We start from the raw sequence: 18,080 nt of genomic DNA, 5'->3' as shown, positions 1-18,080 counted from the left end.
TGTTTGCCGTTTCGCGTTAATTTAGGCCAAGCATATTGGGTTCACCACGATAAATAATGCGGTCGTTTCCTCGGTGAATGCCAAACGTAACAATAACGGGTGGGTTTTCCTCTTCACTTGTAGAGCTATCCCAGTCGTATTTTAGCCAAGGGATGCGATTGCCTGAGCTGTCTAAATCTAGGTGGAATTGTATTTGCTCGCGCGCTGAGTCAATTTGGCTTGCGACGATATCGGTCATTCTGCCAATACTCATCGTTCCAACGCCAGAAAGCAGGGCGTTGTTTGCTGGCGCATGCGACCAAATTGGCGTGCTGAAGTAATATTCACCATTCGTCGTTGTTGAGCTGTCATCGAAGTTAGTCGTAAATCGACCGTTTTGCCAAATTTCCACATCAAGTGGCACTTTGATCACCATGCCTTGGTTGCCACCTACATCTTGAAAGTTCAAACGACCGAATCGAATGTCCGGTTGTTGAGTGAGCATTTCGCTGTTATCAAAGAAATTTACCTCATCAACGGCTTTAGTCGTGACTATACCTATTTTGCTGCTGTCACTGTTAGTCCCATTATTAAATGGACCATCAGGGTATTGTTTATCGGTTGTGTTCTTTTTCCAACATGGGCTATTGTTACAAGTCGCGTTGGTTGAGGGCTTCTCGATAACAAACGTTCCAACACTCGCGCTACCCAGTAGTTTCCAGTCTACCTTCTTAGGCTTAGGCGGCAAAAACCGTTCGGAGTATGAGCTTAGCTCGCCTAAATCGAAATGTTGTTGAAGGTTAGATGAAAAGTGGACGTAGTTCTTCACGTTTTCTTTATTCGCATTGAGTGCGACAACATCGTAAGTGACTTTTTCAAAAGGTTGATTCATGTAAGCAAAAGTTTGGCCATGTGGGTAGTGCCATCCTTGGTCTTGCACTTGAAAATATTTTGGGTAAAAACGACCGATGTAACGATAGCCTTCGTTAACAGTCATACCTAGATATTTACTTTCTAGGTTTGTTTTTACTCTCAAGCTCCCGACTTCTTCCCAATATAATCCATTAAAGACGAATTGATCATTCTTGGCTGAATTATGCGCCTGAGCCAGTGAGTAACTACTTTTTAGCAATTTCGAGGTTTGGTTCGCTGTCTCTGATGGCGTATGTTGCTCACTCGACAAGACAACGGATGCTGCTGGAGCGTCATCAAGCATAAAATTACGGGTGATAGAGGCATCACAATAACGTGCTGATTCAACAGAACCACTTACAGAGCCGTCAGTTTGCCAAATGATCGGCTTCACTGTTAGAGAGAAAAGTTCTCCGGCGGCAATAAACCCATCTCCTTGTTCAGAGGTGCCAGAAGGCAAAGCACGTTGGTTGTCACAGATAGCCAGTGTCCATGGTCGCGAGTACACATTAAATGTTCCTTTCACTTCCACTTTGCCTTCTTCAGGGCACTCTTCAAATCCCTCACATTCAAAATGATCGGACAGTGTCACTTCAAATATGCCGGACTCGTTCGTGACAAGACCATGTTCAGACAAGCCGCCTTTAAATTCCGCTGAATAGCTAAAGTTTCCTTCACTTCCTCCTAATGGTTGAACCAATGGATGAAAAACCTTAGGAGTACCATTGTAGTTGCTTGCGACTACAGGTTCGCCGGTGGAAGCACAAGCAAGCAATCGCGTATGCACGTTTTCTGGTTTACCTGCAATAACGCGTATTTCATTTAAAGTGGCGCTTTTCGTCTTTGAGTAGGCCTCAAACATAAATGGCGTAAACATAAAGCTAACCGTTTGATGCTTGCTGGTGTCTTCTGCCATAGTGAAAGTCAGCGTGTAGTTAGTACCTAACGCGATGGTATCAATATCGTTCGGGACCACTCGAACAACGAGCTCACCATTGTCGTCAGACATAAATTGGTTTGCTTTTAATGTCTGCTGACCTTTGATCACCTCTAAAGTGAACAAGTCAGGGTGTGATAGGGCTGCACTGACTTCTGCGCTTACAACTTCTCCATTATTGGTTGTCATTGCTGTAAATTGCGGAAGATCGTCGCCGCACATCAGTGCCATGTCGTCCGATGGTGTGACGCTTAGGTCGAAGTCGTTCTCTGATGGTGGTTGCATGCTGCAATTCGGAACATCTTGAGGGGTGATCGGACAGATCTGAGAAGAGTAGTGACAATCAGTGTCGTCTAATCCACAGTATTGCGTGTATTTGTTGTCTTGTGCTTTCGTTTGTGCACTTCCTGGCGTTTGTTGGATTTCACCACAAACTTGACTTGGCTGATTTGGAGCGTTGTTGAAGTTCAATGTTTGGAAGTATTTAATTGCTGTAGTAGAGCCATAGAACGAACCGTTCAATGCGGCAGATGCTCCTTTAGTCTCAGTAGTGCCGTAGATCTCCATGTCATCAATAAGCAGAGAACTGTGCGCCACAATATCACCGACGACGAAATGTCGTTGGAGAGGGTTCGTCGTCTTGAGATGCAATTGATGGCCTTTTGATTCAATGGTGCCACAAACGTTAGCGTTGAATATATCGGTCGTACTGTGAGTCAAAATGTCACCAATAATGGTGTTGTACTCACCATCAATATGAAGGGCCTCACCTGTTAGCTCTATATCCCCATCGATGAGAACGTTATGCAGCTTTGTTGGATAAGCCGATAGAAGATCACCATAGATAACAGTGTGCTTGTTTTGGTAATCGTCAATGCTTGATGCTTTCTCATTGTTAACCGTTAATCCGGTAGCGAGTGCGTGGAGAGAGATACGCTTATTGGGTTCACCAATCGTATTGTTCCCCTCTAACACAATGCCATGAGCTGCTTCTAGCGTTATCTCTTTTTCCGGTAATGAGGAGACAATTTTGTCACCAGCGGGTAGAACTAGTTTCCCTGTACAGTGATAAGTCGTACCATCGCTTCCGATACTAAAACTCTTGTGTGAGCAAAGTTGACCTAGCTCAGATAGATCTTTGACGTCATAAGTGGTGGCGTGTGAGGCTAGCGGTAAAACAAGAACCGCAGCGAAAATACTGCAAAGACGCATCATCAAATGTCCTAAAAAAGTGGAACAAGATGGCATCAAGCGAGCGTGAGCAAATGCTCACAGAAGTTGAAATGTCGGCGGTGTTTTTGGTTTTTAATCCGCTTACTTATTGAACTTTGGCTATTTTTATTTCGTATGTCATACCAAAGCTTAGTGGCGTTATTAGAACGTAAGTATGAGATTAGTTCAATAGCTAAGTGTGACATGAGTCGCTTTATTCATGTAACTATTTGTTGATAAAAGATAATAATTAACCATGTTGATTCAGAACCAGTAGCTTGAGCGTCCTGATTCTGAACCGAACTTAATCCTAGGCTGCGTGAACAATGAGTGGGGCCATTTGATATAACTCTTCTAGTATGGCTTTCGTTTGTCTCGAATAGACCAGACGATCGCGATCGCCAACGAGTTGAATGGCTCTGACTTTACCTGCAACCAGGCATTGCCTAATGGTGCGTAGAACCATTTGGATATCAATTTCTGAGGTACCATCAAGGCTGTTTTTGGTTTTTAGGGAGCCAAGGTCGATACTGAGGATTATTTGGTCGCAATGGTCGAGGTAATTGCCGATCAACTGCTTTACATTATTGCGATGACGAAAAGAAAACTCTTTATCGGTTACCCAGTCACAACCTTGATCCTCCGCGTATTCCCACGTTTCTTGCTTTGTATCTTGTTCGCTAACACCAGCAAAAAATAATCGCACGTTTTGATAGCGAGAAAGAGCAAAATGGAATGCGGAGCCTAAACGTGGTTCAAGTGTCGGCTTCAAGTTCATGTCATGTCCAATATTTACCACACCCACTTCGTCTCGATAGGACCCGACCACAGGTAACATGGACAAGATTGCCTCGGTACAGTTAGTTACTAAAACAGGAATTGAGTGGCGAGAAAGCGAAAGGCTTAACGCTTCCTGAAACTCGCCATTTTCCAACTTGTCGTGGTTGAAGTGACCAAAGTTTTCAGCGGTTTCATGATCATGCTGTTGGTATAGCCAATCACTAGCATTTTCCAAACTTTGATCAGCTAATTCAAACGCGCCCTTAGACATGGGTGGCAAATACTCACACACTGTCATAAAAGAAAAAGGGTAATGCTGCGGCTGTTTCACGGTGTGGTGGAGTTTATAGCGTTTGAAAAAGCTTAACATGATGAATTACCTTTCTGGTGGTAGTGCCCTTGCCGCTTGCAACACATGCAAAATAATGCGCTGCTTATCCTTTTCGACTCGGTGGGCCGGAGCCATCACCGAGACCGCGCCGATCAGTTTGCTTCCTTTCATCACTGGTGCACTGATGCCAGAAACACCCGGGTCAATTTCTGAAGTACTGACGGCATATCCGTGTTTACGGATGGTTGTGAGCTCTTGTTCCCATTCGTCTCGTCGGTGATCTTGATTAAAGTATCTCAAGATTTTCTCGCATCGACTTTGAGGCATAAAAGCGAGCATCACTTTAGATGAGGCACCACGTAGCAGAGGTTGACTTTGACCCTGGACGAAGCTGCAACGCAGCGCCTGCATACTTTCTTTTTGTCTGACACAAAGCGCGCGATACCCTGCAGGTACCATATAAGCGGCCATTTCCCCTGTTTGTTGTACCAACCGAGCCAGTATGGTTTCGACCATATCTAAACCATGCTGTGCGGTCTCATAGCTATGCATGAGCAGCAATGCTGCCGGGCCAACGACAAATGTCTTGTCGTGTACGCTTTCTTCAATCAAGTTCCACTCTTTGAGCAGCTTCAAGTGTCGGTAGAGACTGCTCAAAGGAACGTTCAATTGCTCGCTTAGCGTTTTCGCAGAGACTGGGAATGGACTAACTGCAACTTGCATTAACAACTGCAGTGCTTTTTCGTTTACCTGGTTCGCATTAGCTTTGTTTGTCGTCATGAGAGTGTTGTAACGTGTTATATGAATTACGACAAATATAATTCTTAATCACTGAGAAAAGAAAAATAATTTTAATGGGTAATTCTCGTAGAGTGAGAATTTGACGACTGAGGGCTTACCTCGGTACCGATAGGCTCAAAAATGATGTCGTATTGACGTCTCAGGTTTGAGTCGTTTGATGCTAAATTGGAACAGGAGGGATTAAGGCATTGTTTAGTTTGCGGTATTACCAAGTGTTTCGCATACTGAGTTAATCTAAATAAATAATATTATAAACGAGAGTTGCTAGTGGGTATCAGAATCCAGATACCATCTCAGTAAATCGGTTTTATAAAAGGTTACTTTTATATGCTGAATAAGGCGCTTTTTAAAAAAGCCATCATTTTTTTGTTGCCCATTCCTTTGATTGTTGGCGAGGTCTTGTATTTAGCTCGTGAAAGCGTGCAAAACAACCTCAATCATCTATTAGAAAAAAATGTTCAAATCGCAGACGAAATTTTATTCCAAATAGAGACCGAAAACCGCACGGCTTTGTTGCATCCTAGACGATGTGAAGAGCTTCAGCAAAACTTGATGTTTGAACGAGATATCGAAGAAATGCTGATTGTAAAAGATGGGATCATTACGTGTTCTTCTAAACTGGGCGTAATTTCTAAGCCGTTAGCCGAGCACATTACATTTCCTGAGGGACAAGCGTTAGCACTGGGAAACGTGGATAGCGTATATGACCAATTTTTGCTCGTCGTGACCGAAGGAGAGCGAGGTTATCAAGCGGTGACGATTATTGATCATGACTACTTTAATGCGAAGATAGGATTTAATAACGATTTACGTTTAAAACGCTCTGCCTTATTTATCCATGACCAAGTTGCACCTGAAGAAGCGTTGAGAACGGGAAGTAATCCTATTGGCATCAAATCGTCGCAAATGTTTGAGTATGAAGCTTTGAGTGAAGCTAGCGATCTATTTGTCAAACAGAGAACACTTTCCTATTTTTTGTATTCAATTCCAATCATTTTTGTTATCTATCTTTGCTTATATGCGTTAAATAAATTTATCGATCCTCATCGAAGCTTGGTTCTGGATTTAAAGAAAGCCATAAAGAAAGGCGAGTTGACTCTGTATTACCAGCCCCAGATTAACGTCGATACTGGTCAACTATTTGGTTTTGAAGCCCTAGTGCGATGGGAACATCAGAATAAAGGGTTCATTTCTCCTGATGAGTTTGTACCAGCGGCGGAGCAAAGTGGATTGGTCTTTTTGCTCACGGATTACGTTCTCGATAAAGCGGCAGAAGACTTTAGTAAATTAGACTTTAATCAGTCTGTTCACCTTGGTATTAATGTGCCGCCCGGTTACTTAGTTGGGCCAAACGCGATTAGAAAGATTCAACTCATTGATAGGAAGTTAAGTCGAAATAACGTCTCATTAGGCATAGAGATAACAGAACGTCAACTCATTGATGCTGAAGCCAGAAAGTGTATCGCAGCGCTGCGAGTACATGGCATTGATGTGTTAATCGACGATTTTGGTACCGGTCAAACCTCGCTGGCGTTTCTGCAGCACATGCGTATTGATTACCTAAAAATCGATAAATGTTTTGTCGAAACTATTGGTATACCTAGCCTTAGTGCTTCTGTTTTAAAAGCTGTTGTTCACTTTGCGGAAGAGCTAAAAGTACAACTCATCGCTGAAGGTGTAGAAACAACGGCGCAAGCCGACCATTTGAAAAAGATGGGAGTGCGATATCATCAAGGATATTTTTACTCCAAGCCTTTACCTTATGATCAACTTGCTCAGCGAAGTCATTATGATTGGTAAACGTTAGCCCGGTAACATTGGTCATTGTCATCAAAAACAAACTCTAACTCATTCTTGATGCTATCCAAGCGGTCTTCTTGGTAATGAGATACATACAATAGCTGGCTTAAATTCTCTCGGGCGATGAGCTCAAGTGTATTCTTAACTAAACGCCTGCCAAGAAAATCTAACCCTTGATATGGCTCGTCCAAAATCAGTAATGTTGGTTGTTTAACGATGGCTCTTGCAATCAACAACAGGCGCTGTTGACCATACTCTAATTGCTTGAATGAGGTTTTTCGGTATTGGCTCATATGTAGGATGTCGAGCCATTCGTTTGCGATGTCCACTTCTTTACGAGTGGGTTGGTTATACAACCCTATGGAGTCGTAAAAACCGGACAAAATCACGTCTAGCGCACTGCAGTTAACGCGGTATTGAAGGTGTAACGCTGAAGATACAATGCCTATGTGCTGCTTAATTTCCCAGATTGTCTCGCCAGACCCTCGCTTTTTACCAAAGATATCAATGTCATTGCTGTAGCACTGAGGATGATCACCAAAGATTAACCCAAGCAAGGTGCTCTTCCCACAGCCATTTGGGCCTTTGACCTGCCAATGCTGACCTTTGTCTATTCGCCAGTTTAAGTCAGTAAAGATCTTCTTATCAGTGTATTCAACAGACCCATTTGTTAGTTCAAATATTGGGTTGTCGAAGTGTGTCGAGTGCTGATGCTGACGTATCAAGTTCATCATTTCTTCACTCTGTTGCTCGGACTGAGATTTAATTTGTTCAATGATTGGATGATTATCCCAACTGGATTTATCCATCGTACTGTCCAGCTTTCCTGCACTGAAAAGCGCAACGCGATCAATCCACTCAGGCATATCAGACTCGCGAGAAAACGTGACCAGTAGCTGTACGGTTTGAGAAAGCGAGTGTAAATAGTGAGCGAGAGCTGCTCGATGGGCAATATCTAAACCAGTAAATGGGTTATCTAGCAGTAACAAATCAGGCTGTGTTGCTAAAGCGCGAGCTAGCATCACTCGTCTTGTTTCCCCTGTAGAGAGAACACGAAAGCCACTGTGTTTAAGGTGAGTTAGGTCGAGATCGGTAATCAGTTGATCTATTAAATTAGCGTCTTGGCTGCGCTCCTGAATGAGTGAGTAAACGGTACTGCCTTGATCGATACGATCAAGAAAGTCTGTATCGTCCTTTTCTAATTCTCTTTCCAGTAATCGCTGTTGCTCTGATAACGACACTTGAGCAACGGACAGCCCATCAAGCTCAAGCTTTCCGCTTATTGGTGAAAGTTCACCACAAATAAGGTCTCCAAGTAGAGCTCCAATATCCCCATCCGCGCTGAATATTCCCCAAGATTGCTGAGTGTCTATTTTCCAATCGTCAATAAATAGGTGAGCCGTGTTCCCTTGAGCGGCAAGTTGACTAAAACGAATAGTCATATGTTTGTCTTCCTTGTTTTCGTTGTAATTGTTTATTTATAACAATTTACGAACTCAGTAAGGAAGCGCTTTTGTGTATTAATTTTAATCAATGCAGCATCTTGTGAGCACTCAAGGGGAGTGCTATTTGAGAGTGAAACCGCCACTATGTTTGCAGGTAATAAATTGACCTATCAGTAATTTCATTGAATTTTACAATGAGCTTATCATTATGCGCATAAATGTTATGCTGCTACACTCATACTTGCCGTTTATTTAACTAATCAATGTAAGGACACATGTTTATGAGTGAAACGGAATATGATTACCCTTCGAGTTACAGCCTAGTTTCTATCACCGATACGTCCAGCTATATCAAATATGCCAGTGAAAACTTTAATGAAGTCGCGGGGTTTGATGATGGTGAACTTATCGGTAAGCCTCACAATGTTGTACGCCACCCCGACATGCCGAAACAGGCTTTTAAAGATTTATGGACGCACCTAAAAGCCGGAAAACACTGGATGGGAATGGTGAAAAACCGACGTAAAAACGGAGGGTATTATTGGGTTGATGCGTTTGCTTCTCCTATCAAATCCAATGGTGAAGTTGTTGAGTACCAATCGGTTCGATTTAAACCTGAGCGTATACACGTTCAACGAGCGGAAAAAGCGTATTCAAAACTTCGGAATAACGGTAAACCATTGCAAATGTATCTTCCCCGTACGCGTTTGTGGATGAGATCAGCCTTCTTTCTTTTCATTTCCAACCTTCTTGGCTTGCTAACTCTACAAATGAATCAATCACCAGAGGTGGCCTTTGGCATTGCTGCATTACTTTCCGTTTTCTCAATTTATGTATTAACTAGGCCAGTTGAGAAGCTTGCTAGACAGGCTAGGCAAGACTTCAACAATCCTCTAATGGAGTATATTTATTGCGGAAAAATTAACGATCTGGCTGAAATTGAGCTGGGTATGAAGATGCGTAAGCAATTTGCAGATGCGCTATTAGGGCGAGTCGGGGTGTCTGTAAAAGACTCTTGCGAAGAAACACGTGCAAGTGCCAACAGTGCTGCGACTAATAGCCAGCAAGTGACGGAAAACTTGAGTGCCCAGAAAGTAGAGATCGACTCGGTCGCTACAGCGGTCAACGAGATGCAAGCCTCATCATCTGAGATATCAAATAATGCTCAAGCGACTGCCGATGCTACGCTAGAAGCGCAGAACACGATGACAGATAGCCGTAGCGTTATTGATAATGTTAACCACTCGGTACTAGAGCTGGTGGATGAGCTCGGCGAAATCTCTAAAGTGGTCATGCGTTTGAATCAACAAACCGAGCAAATAGGAACCGTTGTTGAAGTGATCAATGATATTGCTGAACAAACCAACTTATTAGCGTTGAATGCAGCAATTGAAGCGGCGAGGGCAGGCGAACAAGGGAGAGGGTTTGCAGTCGTTGCGGATGAAGTGAGAACCCTTGCTAAAAGAACACAGGAATCGACAACAGAAATTAAAGCGGCCATTGAAGGGATTCAAAAGGGCAGTAAATCAGCGGTTTCTGCGCTAGAGAAAGGCAATGAAATGTCGACCGGAACGGTAACATTATTAGGCACGGCTTTAGAGAGCATCCAACAGCTGCAATCTCTCGTTCAGGATGTAGTCGAGCGAAATCAACAAATTGCGGTAGCGATAGAAGAACAGGTTTACGTAACGGATGAGATTAACGAAAACATCCAGTCGCTTAACTTAAAGTACAGTGAATCGTATGAACTGATGACTGAAACGAATCATATGAACACCAAAGTGCAAAATTGCACCAATGACCTGTCTGAAATGATTAAGAAGTTTGCTTAAACACTAGAAAATAGAAATAAAGAGCCCGCTGATTTTTAGCGGGCTCTTTATTGGAATGTGGTGAAGTTCTGGGGCCGTATACGACTAGGGGTTCGAACCTCCGTCATTTTACAAGCACTAAAACGACGAAAGCTCGCAATAAATGCGAGCTTTCTAAATAAGTGGCGGAGAGATAGGGATTTGAACCCTAGATACGCTATTAACGTATGCCGGTTTTCAAGACCGGTGCTTTCAACCACTCAGCCATCTCTCCGTTGCGGAACGTATAATAGGGAGCATAGTCCGACTTGTAAAGTGCTGAATTATAATAGAAGTACTGTTTGCTCGTTTTATAGTCGCTGATGTAATGTTAAACAGTTTAAAAATGGGGTAAAAAAGGGACAAATAGTAGCAATTTATAGAGTTTTTACTTTATATTGGCGCAAGTCAATAAAATGGTGTTTTATTGTTATCTTTATGATATTTAAGAAATAACTTGCTTTTAGGGTACATGTGTTCGCCCGAAAGTATTTGCAAGACTTTGTGAACTAATTCAAAATTAACTGGTATAGCCAGTTGTGCTTAAATTTTTTAAGGGTGTTTATGAAGGTCACAAATCTATTTAAAGACAAAGTTGATGCGATTTCTGCTCATCAATCCGAGTTTATGAATTGGATGTCTCCAACGTTACGCGATTATTGGAGTGACTTTTTGGGAAAAGCTCAGAATAGCTTTCTTTTCTCAAAAGTTCGTGATCACCAACAGCCAGCTGTTAACGAAGAGGTTGCGCCTCAACCTACACCAATCGTAATGGCACCTGAGGCTCAAAAGCTGTATGACGAGTTAAGTGAAAAAATTGGTGAAGTGATTCACACTGGTGACTGGGTGCATGTATCTCAAGAACGTATCAATCAATTTGGCGCGGTAACGGAAGACATGCAGTGGATTCACACAGATCCAGAACGCGCGTCAGTTGAATCTCCATTTAAGACAACCATCGCTCATGGCTTTTTAACATTAGCATTGTTGCCTAAATTGACTGACTCAGTGGACCCTGATAAGCCAATGTTCCCAACAGCCAAAATGGTCGTTAACTTAGGCTTAAACCAAGTTCGTTTCCCTTACCCTGTTAAAGCAGGAAACAACGTTCGTGCTGTCAGCACGTTAACAAAAGTAACGCCGATCAAAAAAGGTTTGGAGATCGAGCGTGAAATTAAAGTGGAAATAGAAGGCATTCGTCGACCTGGTGCTGTTGTCGTTTCTGTTATTCAACTGCATTTCTAATTCCAGAGCCAGATAGAAAACATATGAAAAGAGAGCATCAATATGCTCTCTTTTTGGTTTTATTGATTAAAGCTTTTTACTGGAGTGTAACCGTAATCAGCAATCGCTTTTTGTCCTTGTTCTGAACGAAGGAAGGTGACGAATCCTTTACCTGGTTCGCTAATCTTATTGACTTTGTAGAGCACTAGGAATGGCCGCGCCAATTTATACTTGTGATTGCTAATGTTTGCCGAAGTTGGGTCAATACCATCTAATTGAATCGCTTTTATTGAGCGATCTACTGATCCCACAGAAATAAACCCAATTGCACGAGTATTATGGTTCACGATGGTTTTTACCATGCTGTTGCTATTTACAACCAAGTTGTTCGGGCTGATATCTGAGACGAGGCGATCATTTACGATTTTGGTTAGTCCTAGCAGACTTTCAAAACTGTAGCGCGAGCCTGAAGATGCCTCTCTAGTGACAACAGCGATAGGTTGATCTGCACCACCAACCTCTTTCCAATTCTTGATTTTACCTTTGTAGATATCAAACAGTTGTTGTTGAGAAAGGTTTTTTACAGAGTTTGTACGGTTTACAACAACAGCTAGGCCATCATAAGCGATAGGATATACGTTGAGATCTTCACCTTTTTCGCTTTCTGTCAGATAGCGAGAGCTCATCCCAATCTCGGCTACACCTTTATTAACCATTGTAATACCCGCACTAGAACCAATACCTTGAACTGCAATGTAATCGTCCGGGTGTGTTTTGTTGTATTCCTCTGCAAGTACATCCATTACGCGAGCAACCGAGGTTGACCCAGAGATATTAATTTCTTTTGCAATGGCGGGGAGGGAGACTGCTATGGCCAATAACGTCGCCACAGTAAAACGTAACATATTAAACTCCATATACGGTATAAAGCAGCGTTTATGATATTGCGTTCAGGTTACACTTTTGTGAACTGTCAGGTCTAAACAAGGGAATTCTTTCTAACCAAGAGGTGATGTAGGTAGCGTTTCCAAGCAAAGTGAGATGGTAATCTGAGTAAATGAGAATATAGCCACCTTTTGTTTGAGGTAGGCAGATAATCACCATCGATGGTGGTGTAAAGGTTATATACTAGGATCGACAGCTCTAACTATCATCCATCGGGAGAACGTTGATGTCAGTGTCCCAAATGGCGACAAGTCGTTTATACAAATCAGTTCAATCGCTCTGCTCTGCGCGTAATGCTAACCTGCCTGTCGAGCAGGGTAAGTGCCTATATGAGCCAGTGGAGAATGGTGTCGAGCTTCATAGAGCGCATTTTCTTCTTGATTCACAGCACTGCGAATATACCTCTCCCGTCGCGAAGATCGTGTTTGATGAGGGCAATCAGCTTTGGTATTTCTACGTCCCAACGTACCGCAACGAATTATTAAGGTGGATACCTTATAAGCCACTTCCATACAGTCAAACGCTCGAAGACCTACTCACCGAGTTGGAAAGCGATCCTCAAGCGTGTTTTTGGGAATAGGGAACGCTCCAACTCTAACAGCTGTCAATGTCACCATGATTTATGCTTTGGACTTAACGACTTGGTTTCTAAAGTCTTTCGGCGTCATGTTGTAAACCGATTTAAATGCGGTACTGAAATGCGCTGCACTTTTAAACCCGGATTCAAACGCTATTTCTGTTATAGATTTTTCTGACATGCGCAGCTGGGTTGCGGCGAAGTTGATCCGCTTCACTTTTAATATCTGTGAAAATGAAAGATCCTCTGCGGCGAGGCGGCGTTTTAAGGTCGCGATAGACATGCTCATATGAGCCGCTAAGCCTTCCAGAGTGATATCTTTCTCGATATTGTTCTCAATATACTTGATGGCCTTTTGAGAGTCGCTTAGGCTGCTTGCGTCATCTATGATTGATAGGATGTTTGGCTCTACCTCCACCATTAACGACAGCAGTGCCATTGCGATATGACCTTGTGTGTAGTCTGGAGCATTGCGACTCGCTAAGTTGACCAATGTGTCTTTTAGTTGTGCTACTTCGCTGCTGGCTTGCGCTGAAAAAGGATAGAAGCGCCTTTCTTCCGTCTTGGAGCGTAGTATTGGGTGTGCTTTTTTAAAGTCACAGAATAGATTTGGGTTGAAGACTAGAGCCAGTGCTTTAAAGCCATTTTCACTAGGGATGGCTTCTGCGCTGCTCAAATCAGCAGAGTTGTAGAGAGTAAAATCTCCTGCTTTAAGTTCAAACTGTTCACCATTTGGTTGATGAACTAATAGGGCACCTTCTTCAACAACATATAAGCCATTATGTGTTGCGGTGTAACGCTCACTTTTGCGCGCAGTGAAGTGATTAAAGCGAATGATCTCAATGTTCGGCATATTCGTTCTTATCATTTTTACATAACAAATAAAAAAGGCGCTCAATAGAGCGCCTTTTAACTTCATTCGGTATTATTCACTTACAGTCTGTTCTGCTTGTGCTGCTGGTTGTTCAGCAAATACCTGGGTTGGCTTTGCAACTAAACTGCGGTTCTCTTGGTTTACGTCCGCGAGGACAATTTCCAATGTATCACCAAGTTTGTATACGACCTCTTTATCGATAGAGATGGTACCGTTGTCGCCATTGCACTCAATTCTTTCTTTATTATCAAGAATTAGTGCACCAGGAATAAAGGCTGCTGCGCCATTTTCGAGAAGTCGGACACGTGCACCTGCACGATTAATATCGAAAATCTCACCTGTGAAACAAGTTTTCTTGTTCGGCTCATCAGCAAGCGTACGTGCATATAACCAATCTGAGACATTTCGCTCAGCAATTTTATGATGTTTACGGTGCAGAGCTAGTTCTTCACCGACTTGATCATCAGGTTTTTGCACTGGCTCTTTGCCTAGGATGACGGCCTTCAACATGCGGTGGTTGATCATATCGCCGTACTTACGAATTGGTGATGTCCAAGTCGCATAGATATCCAGCCCCATAGCGTAATGAGGAAGAGGCTGATTACCTACTTCACTGTAGGCTTGGAACTTACGAATACGATTATCAAGGTAAGAGGTTTCTTGCGCAGCCAACCAGCGACGCAATGCAGCAAAGCCTTCTAGTGTGGTAATTGACTCCGCTGTGAATTCCAGTTCACCTTCTGGGTTGACAAGTTGAACCACTTCTTCAATCTTCTCAGTCTTAATGCCAGCGTGAGTATTGAAAACACCTGTTTCAAATTTATCGCGCAGTGTACGACCAGCACAGATGTTTGCGGTAATCATTGACTCTTCAACCAAGCGATTTGCACTGCGGCGCATATCTGCATGGATAGCAGCCACATCGTTGTCTTCACTCAACTCAAAACGGTAGTCAGGACGGTCTGGGAAGACCACTGCGTTTTTCTCACGCCATTCTGCGCGAGCAAGGGAGAAGTCGTAAAGGTCACGAACGATCGTCGCGATCTCTTCAGATGGTTGCCATGCTTCTGAGCTGCCGTTTTCTAGCCAATCAGACACGTGATCGTATGCTAAGCGTGCGTGTGATTTGATGTTTGCTGCAAAGAACTTGATATCGTCGCCAATTACGCCGTCTTTATTTACTGTTACGGTACAGCAAATAGCAGGGCGGATTTCGCCTTCAATCAGAGAGCATAGGTTGTCTGCTAGATCGCGAGGCAGCATTGGAATATTGCGGCCCGGAAGATAAATAGTATAGCCACGTTCACGTGCTACTTTATCCATTTCATCTTCTGGTGTGATGTAGGCGGTTGGATCTGCGATAGCGATAGTCAGTTCGAAATCGCCAGATTCGGTTTTCTTCGCGTACAGCGCATCGTCCATATCTTTGGTTGATTCACCGTCGATAGTCACGAAAGGAACGTGTGTCATGTCTACGCGTTCTAGATCGGCGTCGTCTTTTAGTTCCCAGTTCTCGATGCCTGCTGGCTCAGAGTTTGGTAGATCGTTTTGAGCAAGCGTTACCCACCAAGGTGCAATTTTGTCGTTCGCATCTGTGATTTTTTCAGAAATTTCTACGAAGAAAGAGTTATCGCCTTTTAGAGGGTGGCGAATAAGATGTGCGACAACCCAATCTCCCTCTGCGAACTCGTCAGGTTTGAGACCTTTCTTTAGTTTCGCTTTAAGAGAAAGCTTTTTAAGCTGTGGGTGATCAGGTGCTACGTTTAGCTTGCCTTTGAACATTTTGACTCGACCAATAAAGCGAGTCACGGCTTGTTCTAACAGCTCTTGTGGCTCTGCAACTTCGCGTTCATTTTCTGTGCGGATAATGGCGACGACTTTGTCACCGTGCATGCACTTTTTCATGTACGCAGGTGGGATGAAGAAGCTAGTCTTGCTGTCCACTTCCAAAAAGCCAAAGCCTTTATCTGTAGCTTTTATTGAGCCTTCTTTTTTCGGCAGGTTTTCTTGGATTTGCTGCTTAAGCTGAGCGAGTAGTGGGTTATCTTGAAACATCTTTTCTTAAATTACCTATGGAGTTGGGCACACTATAATCATTGCGAGCTATTATTACTACCTGTGGAGCGCAATTTCGCCGTGAATTTTGCTGATCGAATTGCAGGAAATCGGCTTAAATATTGATGAAAAACTCATCTGCGAGCTGCGCAAATCTACGGGGAATGGTGGGGCTGGTGGAAAAATATGCTAAAAATGCCATTATTGAGAATAAATTGTGATGTAATTCAATTTTTTCTGGCTTTTTTTATGCTTTTAAGGAATAATCCGCCTCCCTTAGTCGTCCCTAATGGCTTATCGCGGTTGTGTACTGTGCTGTGTTCCTGTCTGAATGGAATCAGTAACTGGATGAATCAGTATCGAATTGGAAGAGCATATGGGACTGTTTTTTTGTTTAATTAAGTAGGATCCCAATGCAAGATTCTGTTATTCAATTCAGCGATTTATCTCTGAATGATTCTATCCTTTCTGCTCTAGACGGAATGGGTTTCGTGTCACCAACTCCAATTCAGGCTGCGGCAATCCCACACCTGTTGGAAGGTGCTGACGCGCTGGGTAAAGCTCAAACAGGTACAGGTAAAACGGCAGCGTTCTCTCTGCCTCTTCTAAATAAGATCGATCTCAACCAACGTAAACCACAAGCTATCGTTCTTGCGCCAACGCGTGAGTTAGCGATCCAGGTTGCGGCTGAAATGAAAAACCTTGGTAAGAACATCAAGGGTCTTAAAGTTTTAGAGATTTACGGTGGTGCTTCTATCGTAGATCAGATGCGTGCTCTTAAGAGCGGTGCACAAGTTATTGTTGGTACTCCAGGTCGTGTACAAGACCTTATCAACCGTGAACGTCTACACCTAGATGAAGTAAACACGTTTGTACTAGACGAAGCTGACGAAATGCTAAACATGGGTTTCGTTGATGACGTTACTGCGATCATGGAACATGCACCAGAGTCTGCTCAACGCGTTCTATTCTCTGCAACAATGCCTCCGATGCTTAAGAAAATCGTTGAGCGTTTCCTACGTGAGCCTGTAATGGTTGACGTTGCGGGTAAGAACCACACTGTAGACAAAGTTCAACAGCAGTTCTGGGTAGTGAAGGGTGTAGAGAAAGATGAAGCGATGTCTCGTCTTCTTGAAACGGAAGAAACTGATGCGTCAATCGTCTTCGTACGTACTCGTCAAGACACTGAGCGTCTAGCTGATTGGTTATCTGCACGTGGCTTTAAAGCGGCAGCTCTGCACGGTGACATTCCTCAGTCTTTACGTGAGCGTACTGTTGATCACATCAAACAAGGTGTTATCGACATCCTAGTTGCAACTGACGTTGTTGCACGTGGTCTTGATGTTCCACGTATTACGCACGTATTCAACTACGACATCCCATTCGATGTTGAGTCTTACATCCACCGTATCGGTCGTACTGGCCGTGCTGGACGTAAAGGTAAAGCGATCCTTCTTGTTCGCACTAACCAAATCCGTATGCTTCGCACTATCGAGCGCGTAACTAAGTCATCTATGGAAGAGATTCAACTTCCTCTACGTGACCAAGTTGCTGAAGCTCGTCTAGCTAAGCTAGGTGCTGAGCTTGAAGCAGAGAAAGAGCACAAAGCTCTAGACAAATTTGCTGAGCTAGTAGAGAAACTACAAACTTCTCTAGAAATCGACCCAGCAACGCTTGCTGCTATGCTTCTTAAGCGTCAGCAAGGTAAACGTCCTCTGTTCTACATTGGCGAAGACCCAATGGTTGAAGCGATTGAGCGTGATAAGCAACGTCGTAAAGAGCGCCGTGAAGGTGGTCGTGACGGCGGTCGTAACTTCAACAACCAAGATTGGGATACTTACCAGCTTCAAGTTGGTCGCGAGCAAGGTGTTCAAGTTAAAGACATCGTTGGTGCTCTAGCGAACGAACTAGGTCTAGGTAAAGGCTCTATCGGTGCGATCAAGCTAGCACAAGGCCACACATTCGTTCAGCTACCAAAAGCAATGACTTCTGAAGCTGCGGGCAAGCTAAGCAAACTTCGCATCCGTCAACAAGATGTTGGTGCTGTAGTATGTGACTTCGATGACTTCCGAGAGTCTCGTGGTGGTCGCCGTGACGGTGGTCGTCGCGATGGCGGTCGTCGTGATGGCGGCGGTTACCGTGGCAACCGCGAAGGCGGCAACCGTGGTGGTGATCGTCGTGAAGGCGGTCGTCGCGAAGGTGGCTTCCGTGGTAACCGTGACGGTGGCGAACGTCGCTTCGATCGTAACCGTGGTGGTGATCACCGTGGTAACCACCGTGGTGAACGTGGTCACGGCCGTGGTCGTCGCACTCAAGAAGCATAATCACGAATCAGTGATTAGAGCAATTGATTAAATT

Annotated in this window: 12 protein-coding genes and 1 tRNA gene; 5 read left to right on the top strand and 8 right to left on the bottom strand. The window is 43.7% G+C overall.

What is annotated here, in order from left to right; all coding sequences use genetic code 11:
- Positions 1–16: 16 nt before the first annotated feature.
- The 3 genes from LIX84_RS05115 to LIX84_RS05105 all read right to left on the bottom strand — a co-directional run bounded on the left by LIX84_RS05115 (position 17) and on the right by LIX84_RS05105 (position 4,931).
- Entirely contained in the window at positions 17–3,043 is a 3,027-nt protein-coding gene (locus tag LIX84_RS05115; RefSeq protein ID WP_226420808.1) for a DUF6701 domain-containing protein, read from the bottom strand.
- A gap of 307 nt (positions 3,044–3,350) precedes the next feature.
- On the bottom strand, positions 3,351–4,190 hold the full coding sequence (locus LIX84_RS05110; protein ID WP_006742009.1) for an arginase family protein: 840 nt from the start codon (positions 4,188–4,190) through the stop codon (positions 3,351–3,353).
- A gap of 6 nt (positions 4,191–4,196) precedes the next feature.
- A complete protein-coding gene (locus LIX84_RS05105) occupies positions 4,197–4,931 on the bottom strand; it encodes an IclR family transcriptional regulator (protein WP_005391048.1) in 735 nt (244 codons plus the stop codon).
- A gap of 348 nt (positions 4,932–5,279) precedes the next feature.
- On the opposite strand from LIX84_RS05105, the gene LIX84_RS05100 reads away from it, so the two are divergent.
- Positions 5,280–6,752 (top strand): EAL domain-containing protein, encoded by a 1,473-nt coding sequence (locus LIX84_RS05100; protein ID WP_226420807.1) that lies wholly within the window; start codon positions 5,280–5,282, stop codon positions 6,750–6,752.
- Here LIX84_RS05100 and modF read toward each other — a convergent pair.
- On the bottom strand, positions 6,740–8,194 hold the full coding sequence (gene modF, locus LIX84_RS05095) for a molybdate ABC transporter ATP-binding protein ModF (RefSeq protein ID WP_226420806.1): 1,455 nt from the start codon (positions 8,192–8,194) through the stop codon (positions 6,740–6,742). The genes LIX84_RS05100 and modF overlap by 13 nt on opposite strands.
- Before the next feature lie 284 nt (positions 8,195–8,478).
- Here modF and LIX84_RS05090 point away from each other — a divergent pair, with 284 nt between their 5' ends.
- Complete coding sequence (locus LIX84_RS05090) at positions 8,479–10,029, top strand: methyl-accepting chemotaxis protein (RefSeq protein WP_226420805.1); 1,551 nt, start codon at positions 8,479–8,481, stop codon at positions 10,027–10,029.
- A gap of 162 nt (positions 10,030–10,191) precedes the next feature.
- On the opposite strand, the gene LIX84_RS05085 is transcribed toward LIX84_RS05090, so the two are convergent.
- A tRNA-Ser gene (locus LIX84_RS05085) sits at positions 10,192–10,282 on the bottom strand.
- A 329-nt stretch (positions 10,283–10,611) separates the two neighbouring features.
- On the opposite strand from LIX84_RS05085, the gene LIX84_RS05080 reads away from it, so the two are divergent.
- Positions 10,612–11,292: a MaoC family dehydratase gene (locus tag LIX84_RS05080; RefSeq protein WP_048625217.1), complete on the top strand. Its 681-nt coding sequence runs from the start codon at positions 10,612–10,614 to the stop codon at positions 11,290–11,292.
- Between the two features lie 59 nt (positions 11,293–11,351).
- On the opposite strand, the gene LIX84_RS05075 is transcribed toward LIX84_RS05080, so the two are convergent.
- The gene (locus tag LIX84_RS05075; protein ID WP_005391035.1) at positions 11,352–12,176 is read right to left on the bottom strand and encodes a phosphate ABC transporter substrate-binding protein; all 825 of its coding nucleotides are present in this window, start codon (positions 12,174–12,176) and stop codon (positions 11,352–11,354) included.
- Between the two features lie 266 nt (positions 12,177–12,442).
- Between LIX84_RS05075 and LIX84_RS05070 the strand changes: the two genes are divergently transcribed.
- On the top strand, positions 12,443–12,796 hold the full coding sequence (locus tag LIX84_RS05070) for a DUF3024 domain-containing protein (protein WP_164665734.1): 354 nt from the start codon (positions 12,443–12,445) through the stop codon (positions 12,794–12,796).
- Positions 12,797–12,836: 40 nt separating this feature from the next.
- On the opposite strand, the gene LIX84_RS05065 is transcribed toward LIX84_RS05070, so the two are convergent.
- On the bottom strand, positions 12,837–13,646 hold the full coding sequence (locus tag LIX84_RS05065; protein WP_226420804.1) for an AraC family transcriptional regulator: 810 nt from the start codon (positions 13,644–13,646) through the stop codon (positions 12,837–12,839).
- Positions 13,647–13,718: 72 nt separating this feature from the next.
- Positions 13,719–15,722 (bottom strand): exoribonuclease II, encoded by a 2,004-nt coding sequence (gene rnb, locus LIX84_RS05060; protein WP_226420803.1) that lies wholly within the window; start codon positions 15,720–15,722, stop codon positions 13,719–13,721.
- 413 nt (positions 15,723–16,135) lie between these two features.
- Here rnb and LIX84_RS05055 point away from each other — a divergent pair, with 413 nt between their 5' ends.
- The gene (locus LIX84_RS05055) at positions 16,136–18,046 is read left to right on the top strand and encodes a DEAD/DEAH box helicase (RefSeq protein WP_226420802.1); all 1,911 of its coding nucleotides are present in this window, start codon (positions 16,136–16,138) and stop codon (positions 18,044–18,046) included.
- Positions 18,047–18,080 lie beyond the last annotated feature (34 nt).

It is taken from the genome of Vibrio sp. E14 (assembly GCF_020515785.1).
In the GTDB taxonomy this organism is placed as follows: Bacteria; Pseudomonadota; Gammaproteobacteria; order Enterobacterales; family Vibrionaceae; genus Vibrio; species Vibrio diabolicus.
The sequence above is the reverse complement of the archived record's forward strand: the minus strand, read 5'-3'. Positions and strand labels throughout refer to the sequence as shown.